At 51.3% G+C, this 12,172-nt stretch carries 13 protein-coding genes and 1 riboswitch; of the genes, 2 read left to right on the forward strand and 11 right to left on the reverse strand.

Annotated elements, in window-relative coordinates:
* Positions 1-15 precede the first annotated feature (15 nt).
* A complete protein-coding gene (locus IRJ17_RS24040) occupies positions 16-477 on the forward strand; it encodes a MarR family winged helix-turn-helix transcriptional regulator (protein WP_063227190.1) in 462 nt (153 codons plus the stop codon).
* Positions 478-507: 30 nt separating this feature from the next.
* Here IRJ17_RS24040 and sdhB read toward each other — a convergent pair whose 3' ends face one another.
* Genes sdhB through IRJ17_RS24055 form a run of 3 tightly spaced genes read right to left on the reverse strand, consistent with a single transcriptional unit; the run spans position 508 to position 3,663 of the window.
* Entirely contained in the window at positions 508-1,257 is a 750-nt protein-coding gene (gene sdhB, locus IRJ17_RS24045) for a succinate dehydrogenase iron-sulfur subunit (protein WP_063227191.1), read from the reverse strand.
* An 18-nt stretch (positions 1,258-1,275) separates the two neighbouring features.
* Positions 1,276-3,033 (reverse strand): succinate dehydrogenase flavoprotein subunit, encoded by a 1,758-nt coding sequence (gene sdhA / locus IRJ17_RS24050; protein ID WP_122963186.1) that lies wholly within the window; start codon positions 3,031-3,033, stop codon positions 1,276-1,278.
* Positions 3,034-3,051: 18 nt separating this feature from the next.
* On the reverse strand, positions 3,052-3,663 hold the full coding sequence (locus tag IRJ17_RS24055) for a succinate dehydrogenase cytochrome b558 subunit (protein ID WP_063227193.1): 612 nt from the start codon (positions 3,661-3,663) through the stop codon (positions 3,052-3,054).
* Positions 3,664-3,988: 325 nt separating this feature from the next.
* Between IRJ17_RS24055 and IRJ17_RS24060 the strand changes: the two genes are divergently transcribed.
* Positions 3,989-4,441 carry a DUF2507 domain-containing protein gene (locus tag IRJ17_RS24060; protein ID WP_173598335.1) on the forward strand — a complete coding sequence of 151 codons (453 nt, stop codon included), beginning with the start codon at positions 3,989-3,991 and terminating at the stop codon, positions 4,439-4,441.
* 104 nt (positions 4,442-4,545) lie between these two features.
* On the opposite strand, the gene IRJ17_RS24065 is transcribed toward IRJ17_RS24060, so the two are convergent.
* The 8 genes from IRJ17_RS24065 to IRJ17_RS24100 form a co-directional block, all read right to left on the reverse strand.
* The gene (locus IRJ17_RS24065; RefSeq protein ID WP_173598336.1) at positions 4,546-5,787 is read right to left on the reverse strand and encodes an aspartate kinase; all 1,242 of its coding nucleotides are present in this window, start codon (positions 5,785-5,787) and stop codon (positions 4,546-4,548) included.
* A gap of 231 nt (positions 5,788-6,018) precedes the next feature.
* Positions 6,019-6,205: riboswitch (Lysine riboswitch) on the reverse strand.
* Between the two features lie 86 nt (positions 6,206-6,291).
* Positions 6,292-8,073 (reverse strand): excinuclease ABC subunit UvrC, encoded by a 1,782-nt coding sequence (uvrC, locus tag IRJ17_RS24070; protein WP_122963183.1) that lies wholly within the window; start codon positions 8,071-8,073, stop codon positions 6,292-6,294.
* Between the two features lie 29 nt (positions 8,074-8,102).
* Complete coding sequence (locus IRJ17_RS24075) at positions 8,103-8,354, reverse strand: DUF2164 domain-containing protein (protein WP_122963182.1); 252 nt, start codon at positions 8,352-8,354, stop codon at positions 8,103-8,105.
* A gap of 259 nt (positions 8,355-8,613) precedes the next feature.
* Positions 8,614-8,931 (reverse strand): thioredoxin, encoded by a 318-nt coding sequence (trxA, locus tag IRJ17_RS24080; protein ID WP_063227198.1) that lies wholly within the window; start codon positions 8,929-8,931, stop codon positions 8,614-8,616.
* Positions 8,932-9,092: 161 nt separating this feature from the next.
* Positions 9,093-9,380: a hypothetical protein gene (locus IRJ17_RS24085; protein ID WP_122963181.1), complete on the reverse strand. Its 288-nt coding sequence runs from the start codon at positions 9,378-9,380 to the stop codon at positions 9,093-9,095.
* Between the two features lie 122 nt (positions 9,381-9,502).
* Positions 9,503-10,462 (reverse strand): electron transfer flavoprotein subunit alpha/FixB family protein, encoded by a 960-nt coding sequence (locus tag IRJ17_RS24090; RefSeq protein ID WP_063227200.1) that lies wholly within the window; start codon positions 10,460-10,462, stop codon positions 9,503-9,505.
* 20 nt (positions 10,463-10,482) lie between these two features.
* The gene (locus IRJ17_RS24095; protein WP_173598337.1) at positions 10,483-11,250 is read right to left on the reverse strand and encodes an electron transfer flavoprotein subunit beta/FixA family protein; all 768 of its coding nucleotides are present in this window, start codon (positions 11,248-11,250) and stop codon (positions 10,483-10,485) included.
* 56 nt (positions 11,251-11,306) lie between these two features.
* Complete coding sequence (locus tag IRJ17_RS24100; RefSeq protein WP_242772107.1) at positions 11,307-12,080, reverse strand: enoyl-CoA hydratase; 774 nt, start codon at positions 12,078-12,080, stop codon at positions 11,307-11,309.
* Positions 12,081-12,172 lie beyond the last annotated feature (92 nt).

Genomic DNA, 12,172 nt, shown 5'->3' on the forward strand with positions numbered 1-12,172 from the left:
GAGCTGAAATTCAGCATGTCTTCCCCCTCCCCTGAGTCAATAGATCGCCTGCAAGAGGCATTCCGCACGATTATGCGCACACTTGGGTCACAGTTGGCCGAGCCTGTGGCAGGTTTGACCGGACCGCAGTTTTATATTCTCCATCAATTGGAGCAACGCCAAAGATGCACCGTCGGAGAATTGGCCGATTCCATGAATGTCAAACCAAGCGCAATCACTGCCATGATTGATCGCCTGGACAAGCACGGGTACGTAAGCCGCGACCGCGATGAGGAAGATCGGCGCGTCGTGTACATCAGTCTTTTGGATCACGGAAAAAGCATTTTGACCAAAGCCAAGCAAAATCGGCTGGAGGCGTTGAAGCAACTGTTTGCTCATTTCACGGATGAGGAATGGGAGCAGTTCGTGTACATGTTTGAAAAACTGGCAGTTGCGGCTGTCCAGGAAGCAAGACAAAAAGGCGTGCATTCCGGGTAACCGGCGCACGCCTTTTCTTTTGGCAACAGCTTAGGAGAAGAAGAACTTCTTCACAGCATGTTTGACTGTTTCTTTGTTCATGTGAGCGATCGAAGTGGTGAGCGGGATGCCTTTTGGACAAGCTTGCACGCAGTTTTGCGAGTTACCGCAATCGCCGATACCGCCATCCTCCATCAGTGCTTCCAGACGCTCATGCTTGTTCATCATACCAGTTGGATGCTGGTTGAACAGACGAACTTGCGAGATTGCGAACGGTCCAATGAACTCGGCTTTCGAGTTCACGTTCGGGCAAGCCTCCAGGCAAACACCGCACGTCATGCATTTGGACAGCTCGTACGCCCATTGGCGCTCAACTTCCGGCATGCGTGGACCTGGTCCCAGATCGTGCGTACCATCGATTGGAACCCACGCTTTTACGCGTTTCAGCGCATCGAACATGCGGCTGCGGTCAATCGACAAGTCACGTTGTACAGGGAATGTGCTCATTGGTTCCAGACGAATCGGCTGCTCCAATTTGTCTACCAGCGCCGAGCAAGCTTGGCGTGGTCTACCGTTGATCACCATCGAGCACGCACCACATACTTCTTCCAAGCAGTTCGATTCCCAGTTTACCGGAGCGGTTTTCTGACCTTGTGCATTGACCGGATTGCGTTGAATCTCCATCAGTGCACTAATGACGTTCATACCAGGGCGGTACGGGATTCTGAACTCTTCCTTGTATGGAGTGCTGTCAGGGCTATCTTGGCGGGTAATAATCAGGTGAATCAATTTTTCTGCCATGATCAGTTTCCTCCTCTTTTAGTGCTTCTTGTCAGACGTATAGTCACGTTTCCGTGGTGCAATCAACGAAACATCGATATCTTCATAGTAAATCTCTGGCGCAGTTGTTTCCGGGTTGTACTTCGCCATGGTTGTCTTCATGAAGTTCTCGTCATCACGCTCTGGGAAGTCTGGTTTGTAGTGAGCACCGCGGCTTTCGTTACGCATGAGCGCACCGATTGTGATCGCGCGGGAGAGAACCAGCATGTTCCACAGGTGACGGGTAAAGGAAGCACCGGAGTTGCTCCATTTGTTTGTATCGTTGATGTTGATTTTTTTGTAACGCTCCATCAACTCTTGAATCTTGGCATCTGTTTTTTCCAGACGGTCGTTGTAGCGAACTACCGTTACGTTGTCTGTCATCCACTCGCCAAGCTCTTTGTGGATCAGGTAAGCATTTTCTGTTCCGTCCATTTTCAGGATGCCGTCGTATTTCGCCTGCTCTTTGCTTGTGTAGCTGTCAAAGAGAGTAGAAGACAGGTCGTCCGAAGATTGGTTCAAGCCTTTGATGTACTCGATAGCTTTCGGACCGGCAACCATACCGCCGTAGATCGCGGACAACAGGGAGTTTGCACCCAAACGGTTTGCGCCGTGCTGGGAGTAATCGCACTCACCCGCTGCAAACAGACCAGGAATGTTGGTCATCTGGTTGTAATCTACCCACATACCGCCCATGGAGTAGTGAACCGCAGGGAAAATCTTCATTGGTACTTTGCGTGGGTCATCCCCAACGAATTTTTCGTAAATCTCGATAATACCGCCCAGTTTTACATCCAGCTCTTTTGGATCTTTGTGGGACAGGTCGAGGTATACCATGTTCTCGCCGTTGACACCCAGTTTCATGTCTACGCAGACAGAGAAGATTTCGCGAGTCGCGATATCGCGCGGCACCAGGTTTCCGTATGCAGGATATTTATCCTCCAGGAAGTACCAAGGTTTACCGTCTCTGTATGTCCATACACGTCCGCCTTCACCGCGCGCAGATTCAGACATCAGACGCAGTTTGTCGTCGCCAGGAATCGCTGTCGGGTGAATCTGGATCATCTCACCATTGGAGTAGATAACGCCTTGCTGGTAAGCCGCAGACGCTGCTGTACCCGTGTTGATGATCGAGTTGGTCGATTTACCAAAGATGATACCAGGTCCGCCTGTTGCCAGAATGACAGCATCTGCACGGAAGGATTGAATTTCACCGGAACGCATATTTTGCGCGGTAATCCCGCGACAGGTTCCTGTATCGTCCAAAACGGCTCCGAGGAAATCCCAATATTCGTACTTGGTTACAAGACCTTCTGCTTCATAACGGCGTACTTGCTCGTCCAAAGCGTACAGCAATTGTTGACCGGTAGTCGCGCCTGCAAACGCAGTACGGTGGTGCTTGGTTCCTCCGAAACGACGGAAGTCCAGAAGACCTTCTGCTGTACGGTTGAACATAACGCCCATACGGTCAAGCATGTAAATAATTCCAGGTGCTGCATCACACATTGCTTTTACAGGCGGTTGGTTTGCCAAGAAGTCTCCGCCGTATACTGTATCGTCAAAGTGCTCCCAAGTGGAGTCGCCTTCCCCTTTGGTATTTACCGCGCCGTTGATACCGCCCTGTGCACATACAGAGTGGGAACGTTTTACCGGAACCAGGGAGAACAGCTGGACGGGAACGCCTTTTTCTGCTGCTTTGATGGTAGCCATCAAGCCGGCCAAACCACCACCGACAATGATCAGTTTACCTTTTGCCATGATTGAGTCCCCCTATCCCTACAGAATGAAAGCCGACATCGCACGCAATCCGATGAAGGTTACAACTACGAATACGACCATAGTGAAGTATGTTGCAATTCGTTGGGAACGTGGTCCAACTGTAATTCCCCAGTGAACCAGGAACGACCAGATTCCGTTGGAGAAGTGGAAAACCGTACTGATAATCCCAATTGTGTAGAATACGATCATTGCTGGGCTGCTAAGAATGTCAGCCATCATGTCAAAATTTACGGTTACACCCATCGCTTTCGGGATACGTGTCGACCACACATGCCAAACAATGAAAATGAGGGTAATGACTCCTGTCAGGCGTTGCCACAGAAACATTTGGTTTCTGAAGTAACTGAAGTTCCCCACGTTTTGTTTTGCCTGGAATGCGATGTAGAGACCGTAAATAGCGTGGAACAGGATCGGGATGTAGATGAAAACGAATTCAACGATCAAGAGAAGTGGAACTTTTTCAATCAGACCAACAGTCTGGTTGAACGCTTCTGCTCCGTGGGTCGCTTGATAGTTGGCTGTCAAGTGAAACAGCAGGAAGAGCCCGATCGGAAACAAACCAAGAAGTGAGTGCAGCTTGTGACTGAGAAAGCTATGGCCTTTCGCCATACAATGGTCCCCCTTTCAGTGTATGTAGCGCTCTTTTATGGACCTTTCTCCCATATCCTAACCCATTGCCTACCCTATTAGACATGCCAAAAAGCCGTTAGAACCTCTCACGCCTAACTTTGTCGGAATGTGTCAAAATACGAAAAAAAGTTGGGCAAAACTTTGACCAAATCCAATTGTACTCTTGTCGACAGAGAGCGTCAAGACAATCAATAGACTAAATACATTGATAGAATAACTTTGTTCAATTTCACTATTTTTTCTATGAATCGGTCATAGAGTCCGGGCTTCTCTCATACTCTCTTACAAACAGGAGGGAAGCGCCATGAACCAAACCGATCAGCTGGCAGCACTGTTGCCGCCGCAAACGATTCCCGTAGCGGAAAGAATGAACATGCCCTACCTCGGCTACCATCTGCTACGCGAGACATTGACGAACAGCCTGCTCGGAGACAGCGAGAGTCCAATTTTGTACTGGCTGGGAAAAGACCTCGGGCGAAAAATCCCCATCCAGTCTTCCACAGGTCCGATTATGCCTTTTATTCGCCTCGGATTGGGACAGCTTGATCTTTTGGAAGAGTCTGCCGAAACCATCGTCTACAAACTCACCCATACGATCCACAACTACCAAACACCAGAACGCCTCAGCCGCTCCCTGTCGCTCGAAGCAGGCATCATTGCTGGCAGCATTGAGCAATGGAAAGGAAAAGACACCTTTGCCCGGCTGGAGGTCGAGAGCCGTTCTACGATCATGATACGCGCCCATACTCCAAAGTGATCCTTCATGCCAACCATTCGCAGCGCAATAATTGTCAGGACTGGCGTGTCTTGTCAGGTCAAAAAGATGCCCCCTCTGCCTACAGGCGAGGGAGCATTCGCTGCCTAGATTCCGTGCACCACTGCTGTCTCTTCCACATCGAGTCCGTATGCCGAGTGCAGGCTGCGGACAGCAAGCTCAGTCTGCCCGGCAGGAATGACGCAAGAAACTTTGATGTCTGAAGTTGAAACCATTTTAATAGAAATTTCTTTTTCTGCCAAAACGCGGAACATCTCGGCGGCCACTCCCGGATTGTTGACCATGCCGGAGCCTACGATGGACACTTTGGTCAGGTTTTGCTCGTAATCGACTTTTTCGAAGCCAAGCTCTGCTTTGTGGTTTTCCAACGTGTCCAATGCCTTTTTCAAGTCATCCGCAGCAACCGTGAAGGAAATATTCGTCACTGCTGCGTCATAGGAGCTTTGAATAATGATGTCGACGTTCACCTGATTGTCCGCCAGCGTATTGAACAGGCGGGAAAGAGTCCCAACCTTCGCAGGCATACCGACAACCGTGACTTTTGCTACATCCTCGTCATGCGCGACTCCACTTACTACTCTTCCTGTTTCCATGTTGGCAACCTCCTCAACGTACGTACCTTCTTCGGCAGTAAAGCTGGAGCGGACGACCAGCCGTACTTTGTATTTCTTCGCGGCCTCCACCGAGCGCGGGTGAAGAACTCCCGCTCCGAGATTCGCGAGTTCAAGCATCTCGTCGTACGAGATCGTGTCCAGCTTGCTTGCCGCTGGCACCATCCGCGGATCGGCTGTGTACACACCGGACACATCCGTGAAAATCTCGCATTTGTCTGCATTCAAGCTGGCGGCCAGCGTAACTGCCGATGTATCCGAACCACCCCGGCCGAGCGTCGTAATTTCTCCTTCGTCGCTGAGACCTTGAAAACCTGCTACGATCACAACACGTCCGCGGCTTATTTCTGCCTGGATGCGCTCAGAATCAATTTGTTTGATTCGCGCCCGGCCATGAATCGCTTCCGTCGTGATTCCAGCCTGCCAGCCTGTCAAAGAAATCGCATCGTAGCCTTTCGTGTGCAAGGCCATTGCAAGCAAGGCGATAGATACTTGCTCCCCCGTGGTCAGCAACATATCCAGCTCTCGCTCGGACGGGTAGGCGCTGATCTGTTTGGCCATATCTACCAATACGTCTGTAGATTTGCCCATCGCAGATACGACGACCACCACATCGTGCCCTTCTTCTTTGTAACTGGCAATTCGATCTGCAACTCGTAAAATTCGCTCAATGGTCCCTACAGAGGTGCCTCCGTATTTCTGCACGATCAACCCCATGCGGCGTCTCTCCCTTTTCTCATATCCAATGATTGTAGAATGTATCTTTTGCTGCCGTTTTATGAATCTCTCTATTTTTACTGGAAAAAGTCTGTATAAAAAAGGCACCGACAAGGAATAAGTACCTGCCGCTGCCTACTGTTTCGACATACCGGTTCCTCCCTCCCAATTACACGCGGTCCATGGCAGCACATGACAAGGCAAATCCCTGTCACCGCTCACATCGACACACCGTGAGATAGCTCTCCATCTGGCGCCGGTCAAGAGCCAGATGACAGTCCTGCACTTGTTCAATGCAGACCCAGCATGGAGACAAACGGGTTTTTCTCCACACTTCGGCGAATCCCCCTTTCCCGTTCCCTTCACAGATACCCGATCTCAGGGTGGTACTCATGGTTTTCGCGCCTCTACCTCACTCCATAAATGGAAGTGAGGCTAACTATTCTGTTTGAAACGGATTATATCATGGGAATCCGAGCGGTTCAATCGCTTTTTGCAAAACCGTTACGATTCCAGCTTGCGCAAATGAGTGATGATCTCTCGGGCCAGCTTGTCGCCGATCCCAAGCTGCCGGAAATCCTCCACAGTCGCTTCGCGCATTTTTTTCAGCGAGCCAAAATGGGTAAACAACAGCTTGCGCCGCTTCTCGCCGATGCCCGGAATTTCATCCAGTTGGGAGGAGAGCATCGTTTTCGTCCGTGACTGTCTGTGGAACGTGATCGCAAAACGGTGAACCTCGTCCTGAATGCGTTGCAGCAAATAAAACTCATAGCTGTCCCGCTTCAGATTCACGGGTTCTGGCGGATCGCCGTACATCAGCTGCGCCGTTTTGTGCTTTTCATCCTTCGCCAAGCCGCAAACCGGAATGTACAGCCCCAATTCGTTCTCCAGGACGTCCATGGCAGCGCTGATTTGGCCTTTGCCTCCGTCGATGACGATCAAGTCCGGCAATGGCTGGTTTTCCTTCAGCAACCGCGAATAGCGTCTGCGGACAACTTCGCGCATGGACCCGTAATCGTCGGGGCCTTCGACCGTCTTGATCTTGAACTTGCGGTACTCCTTTTTGTCCGGACGACCGTCTGTAAACACGATCATCGCAGACACCGGCTCTGTTCCCTGAATGTTGGAGTTGTCGAACGCCTCGATCCGGTGGGGAACGCCAATCCCCAGCACGTGCCCCAAATTGTGCACAGCTTGAATCGTCCTCGCATCATCTTTGGACATCAGCGCGAACTTCTCCTGGAGGGCAATGCGCGCGTTTTCACAGGCCATCTCGACCAGCTCGCGCTTTTTGCTCCGCTTCGGTGTCAATACTTTGACCCCGAGCCATTCGCTAAGCAGCTCCGGCTCGCTTTCCTCCGGCAGCAAAATTTCTTTTGGCAGCGCGTTTTGCTTGTCGTAGTAAAACTGGGTGACGTACGACATGAAGTCTTCGCTTTCGCCGCCGTAATATGGAAAAGAGGTCGTCTGCCGCTCGATCATTTTGCCCTGGCGCATGTAAAAAATTTGAATGCACATCCAGCCCTTTTCTACCGCAAAGCCGATAATGTCGCGGTCTACCGTGTCGGTAAACGTGATCTTCTGCTTTTCCATCACCGCTTCAATGCTCTTGATCTGATCCCGCAGTTCCTTGGCCCGCTCGAACTCCATCGCTTCTGCCGCCTGTAGCATTTTCTCGGTCAGGCTCTGCTTCATCTGATCATGACCGCCGTCGAGGAATCGGCTAATCTCGTCAACCAGTCGCTGGTTTTCCTCTGCCGAAACCTCGTACACACAAGGAGCAAGACATTGGCCCAAATGGTAGTACAAGCAAACCTGTTTGGGCATGTTGCGGCATTTGCGCAAAGGATAGAGCCGGTCCAGCAGCTTCTTCACCTCGGAAGCATCGCCAGCGTTTGGATACGGGCCAAAATATTTGGCTTTGTCCTTCAGCACCTTGCGAGTAATCTCCAGACGAGGCTGTTCTTCATTCGTGATTTTGATGTACGGATACGTCTTGTCATCGCGCAGCATGACGTTGTAGCGGGGGTCATGCTTTTTGATCAGGTTGCACTCTAACAGCAGCGCCTCAATCGCCGAGGCTACCACAATGTACTCAAAATCGACGATCTCGCTGACCAAAAGCTGCGTCTTCCCGTTATGGCTACCCGTAAAGTAGGAGCGTACGCGGTTTTTCAGCACTTTAGCCTTTCCGACGTAAATAATTTCCCCGCTTGCATTTTTCATCAGGTAGCAGCCGGGTTTTTCTGGCAGCACAGCCAGCTTATCTTTCAACGAACGGTTCATGGCTGCTCCCTCCCTCGTTCTTTCATCTGCTATCGCTTTTTCATGACGGGCTGCTCCAGGACGTACAGCTCGTCTTCCAGTGCGCTCATCCGTTCCAGCAAAAGCTTGCGGCTATCCTGTACTCCCTGATTGTAAAAAAACGGCCCCAGTTCTTTGGAAAAGAACTCGATCATCTCTTCCGTTTCCAAATTGCCCAGGTTTTCCGAGCGTTGTTCAGCGAAAAACCGCTGTATTTTCGACACGAGATAGTCGCTTTGCTCTTTCGTCAATTTGCTTGGCATCAAATGACTTCCTTCCCTTATCATTCCTGCAATAAGAATGTACGTTCTATGCTCATAGTATCATGATTCGGCGGATTAGAAAACGTAGCTCCGGCATAATCGCAGCCCAAGCAAAAAAACTGCCGCTTCTCATTGCAGCGACAGTTTAATCGTTCGTGAAAACGCTTTCTATTATAAGGAAGCAAAAAGACAGCAGCCCTGCAGACATGAGAAAAGCGGCATTGGAGCGCCGCTTCTCATGCTGTCTGGTCGTTTATGCTTACAGGTGTTTGCCTACGGTTGCCATGAGGGCTTCTTTTGGTTGGAAGCCGATCACTTTGTCTACAGGCTGACCATCTTTGAAGACGATCAAGGTCGGGATGGACATAACGCCAAAACGGCCTGCGGAATCCGGGTTGTCGTCAACGTTTACTTTGACGATTTTGAGCTTGGAGCCCACTTCCCCGTCGATTTGCTCCAGGACTGGAGCGATCATTTTGCAAGGGCCGCACCAAGGAGCCCAGAAGTCAACCAGGACAGTACCGCCTTGCTCTACTTCCTGGGAAAAGTTTTGGTCAGTTGCATTTACGATTGCCATGGAAAGTTACCTCCTCGAAAAGTCAATTACTAAAAAAAGGGTTCAGACGCTCCTACAGTATATCATTCAAAAACAAAAATGACTACGGCGCCCCGCACTTTGTGCGCACTTCACGCTATAGTCTATCCAGAGTGCCGCTCCCTTATTGTTGACCGTTCGATTTATTGACCGACTTGCTTGATACGGTTGATCTCCCGTTCATGGTCGCTCACCTTTTTGTGCATCAAACCGATGTCAGCTTCGATCAGCTTGTCTTGCCGCTCCAGACGCTCCAGGCGCTGGGTAGCATCATCGCGGAACTCGTACATCTCGTCGCGAAATGCGTACATCTCCGTTTTGAACTCATACATCTCAGCCTTGAACTCCCGCAGCTCCTGCTGCACGTCTTTGATGAGCCGATTGTTCTCCGCCACCATGTGAACCAGTTGTTGCAACAGCTCTTCACTCATGACGCTCACCTCTCCTATTCATTTATTATAACAACCAAGTACAGAATAAGGTAAGGGTTTGGAACAAAAAAAGCGCCCCGGGAGTGGGACGCCTTCATGTTTTTGCCATTGTTTCTTTCGCCTTACACCAACACTTTTTTGAACTCGGCAGTCAGCAGCGGGAGCACTTCGAACAGGTCGCCCACGATGCCGTAATCGGCCACCTGGAAAATAGGTGCTTCCGGGTCTTTGTTGATCGCAACGATCACTTTGGAGCTGGACATCCCGGCCAAGTGCTGGATCGCCCCGGAAATTCCGCACGCGATATACAGGTCAGGTGTGACGACTTTTCCGGTTTGCCCGATCTGCATGGAGTAGTCGCAGTAGTCGGCGTCGCAAGCGCCGCGGGATGCCCCTACAGCCGCTCCCAGCACCTCAGCCAAATCGTACAGCGGCTGGAAGCCTTCCGCGCTCTTCACGCCGCGCCCGCCGGAGATGACGACTTTCGCTTCGGACAAGTCCACTTTTCCGCTCGTTTTTCGTACGACTTCTTTCACGATCGTGCGCAAGTCTTTGATTTCCAGATCAACCGGAACGACAACAGCCGTTTTGGACGCGTCCGGCGTACCGATTGCGATATTGTTTGGACGGATTGTGATGAAAATTTTGCCGTCCACAAATTTGCGTTGTTGGAATGCTTTTCCGGCGTAAATCGGACGAACGAACACAGGTCCTGCTTCCAGGCTTGTTACGTCAGATACGAGGCCGTAGCCGAGCTTCGCCGCTACGCGAGGAGCAACATCGCGGCCGATTGCCGTGTGGCCCAGCACGATCGCATCAGGAGAGGCAAGCTCGATCAGCTGGACAAGTGCCTGCGCATAAGCGTCAGGTGTGTACTGAACCAGTGCCTGGTGATCCGCTGTATAAACTGTGCTCGCTCCATGCTGCGCCAATACTTGCGCATGGGAAGCAGCATCTGCCCCGAATACGCCTGCAACGATTTCGCCACCTTCGGCCAATACTTGCGCTGCGGCCAATGCTTCCAGCGACACATTGCGAAGTTGTCCGTCACGTACTTCTGTAAGTACAAGAACTTTTTTCATGGATATCCTCTCCCTCTCGCTTAGATCACTTTCGCTTCATTGCGCAACAGTTGCACCAATTCCGACGTTTGGGCCGCCAAATCGCCAGAGAGAATACGGCCAGCCTGCTTTTTCGGAGGCAGCGTCTGGTCGACAATTTGCGTCTTGGCCTGCACCGCTTCGGCTGTCAGTCCCAAATCGTCTGCACCGAGTCGATCCAACGGCTTTTTCTTCGCTTTCATGATCCCCGGGAGAGAAGGATAGCGCGGCTCGTTCAGCCCTTGCTGAGCAGTAATCAACACAGGCACGCTGGTTTCCACCACTTCGAGATCGCCTTCCACATCGCGCTCAACACGAACGGTGGTGCCGTCCACTTCCAGCTTCACAGCAGTGGAGACGTGGTTGATTCCCAGCTCTTCCGCGAGGCGAGGTCCGCCTTGGCCTGCGCCGGAGTCAACCGCCATTTGCCCGCCGATGATGATGTCATAGCCGATTTTGTTCGCAACCGCAGCAAGCACCTTGGCGGTTGTATATTCGTCGCCAAACAAAGACTCGTCATCCACCAGGACAGCTTTGTCCGCGCCCATCGCCAAAGCGGTGCGCAGAGAGCTTTCCACACGGTCAGGACCTACGCTGATCACCGTTACTTCGCCGCCATGTTCCTCTTTGAGCTTGATTGCTTCCTCTACCGCATACTCGTCGTAAGGATTGATGATGACTTCCACGCCATCCTCGGAAATTTGCCCGTTTTGGATCACGATTTTTTCTTCTGTGTCAAACGTCTGCTTCAACACAACCACGATTTTCATCAGGATGCCTCCTCCTTAATCGTTCCTCGTACTGGTGATGCCGCTGCTGCATGTGATTACTTGTCTGCAAACTGCGGTTTGCGCTTTTCCAAAAAGGCTGCAACGCCTTCTTTCATATCTTCTGAAGCAAAAGCTTCCCCGAATTTTTTCGCTTCCTGTTCCAAACCTTCCGCCAAACCTGTTTGCACCGTGTTGTGAACCGATTGCAGGGCGAGCTTGAGCGTAACAGCGCTTTTTTGCACGATCGCCTGAATCAGCTTTTTCACTTCATCCAGCAAAATCTCGGCCGGATAAACCGCTTCCACAAGCCCGATGCGCAAAGCTTCCTCGCCGCCAATCATCTCGGAGGTGAGAATCAGCTGGGTCGCTTTTCCTCTGCCGACCAGTCGCGGCAAACGCTGCGTTCCTCCGTAGCCCGGGATCAGCCCCAGGTTCAGCTCCGGCAGACCGAGCTTTGCTTCCACGGCGGCAAAGCGTATATGGCAAGCCATCGCAAGTTCCAGTCCGCCACCCAGGCAAGCGCCGTTGATGGCGGCGATAATGGGCTTAGGGAATGTCTCCAGTCGATCGAACAACGCTTGACCACTTCTGGCCATCGCTTCCGCCTCGGCAGGGGCCAATTGGGTAAACTCTTTGATATCCGCTCCCGCAATGAAAAAGCGTCCTTCGCCAGTCAAAACAATCGCTTTGACGTCTGCGTTGTTTTCCAACTGGTCCAAAAGTTCACTCAATTCATCGAGCACCGCTTTGCCCAATGCGTTAGCTGGCGGGTTGCTGATCGTGACGGTAGCGACCCGATCAGCGATTTCCACATTCCAATGCGAATCCATTCCTCTCCCCCCAAACATCTATCCATATGAACAAACAGGCTATTTATGTTTTCTGAACGAACGCTCAGTCTTGCTGTTTCCATTGTAACAAA

Source organism: Brevibacillus parabrevis, assembly GCF_022701015.1.
In the GTDB taxonomy this organism is placed as follows: Bacteria; Bacillota; Bacilli; order Brevibacillales; family Brevibacillaceae; genus Brevibacillus; species Brevibacillus parabrevis.

Coding starts and splice junctions, on each gene's coding strand:
- IRJ17_RS24100 (WP_242772107.1), bottom strand. CDS start 12,080: ATGGATTCGCATTGGAATGTGGAAATCGCTGATCGGGTCGCTACCGTC.
- sdhB (WP_063227191.1), bottom strand. CDS start 1,257: ATGGCAGAAAAATTGATTCACCTGATTATTACCCGCCAAGATAGCCCT.
- uvrC (WP_122963183.1), bottom strand. CDS start 8,073: ATGAACCGTTCGTTGAAAGATAAGCTGGCTGTGCTGCCAGAAAAACCC.
- IRJ17_RS24090 (WP_063227200.1), bottom strand. CDS start 10,462: ATGAAAAAAGTTCTTGTACTTACAGAAGTACGTGACGGACAACTTCGC.
- IRJ17_RS24060 (WP_173598335.1), top strand. CDS start 3,989: ATGAACCAAACCGATCAGCTGGCAGCACTGTTGCCGCCGCAAACGATT.
- IRJ17_RS24075 (WP_122963182.1), bottom strand. CDS start 8,354: ATGCCAAGCAAATTGACGAAAGAGCAAAGCGACTATCTCGTGTCGAAA.
- IRJ17_RS24095 (WP_173598337.1), bottom strand. CDS start 11,250: ATGAAAATCGTGGTTGTGTTGAAGCAGACGTTTGACACAGAAGAAAAA.
- trxA (WP_063227198.1), bottom strand. CDS start 8,931: ATGGCAATCGTAAATGCAACTGACCAAAACTTTTCCCAGGAAGTAGAG.
- sdhA (WP_122963186.1), bottom strand. CDS start 3,033: ATGGCAAAAGGTAAACTGATCATTGTCGGTGGTGGTTTGGCCGGCTTG.
- IRJ17_RS24040 (WP_063227190.1), top strand. CDS start 16: ATGTCTTCCCCCTCCCCTGAGTCAATAGATCGCCTGCAAGAGGCATTC.
- IRJ17_RS24085 (WP_122963181.1), bottom strand. CDS start 9,380: ATGAGTGAAGAGCTGTTGCAACAACTGGTTCACATGGTGGCGGAGAAC.
- IRJ17_RS24055 (WP_063227193.1), bottom strand. CDS start 3,663: ATGGCGAAAGGCCATAGCTTTCTCAGTCACAAGCTGCACTCACTTCTT.
- IRJ17_RS24065 (WP_173598336.1), bottom strand. CDS start 5,787: ATGGGGTTGATCGTGCAGAAATACGGAGGCACCTCTGTAGGGACCATT.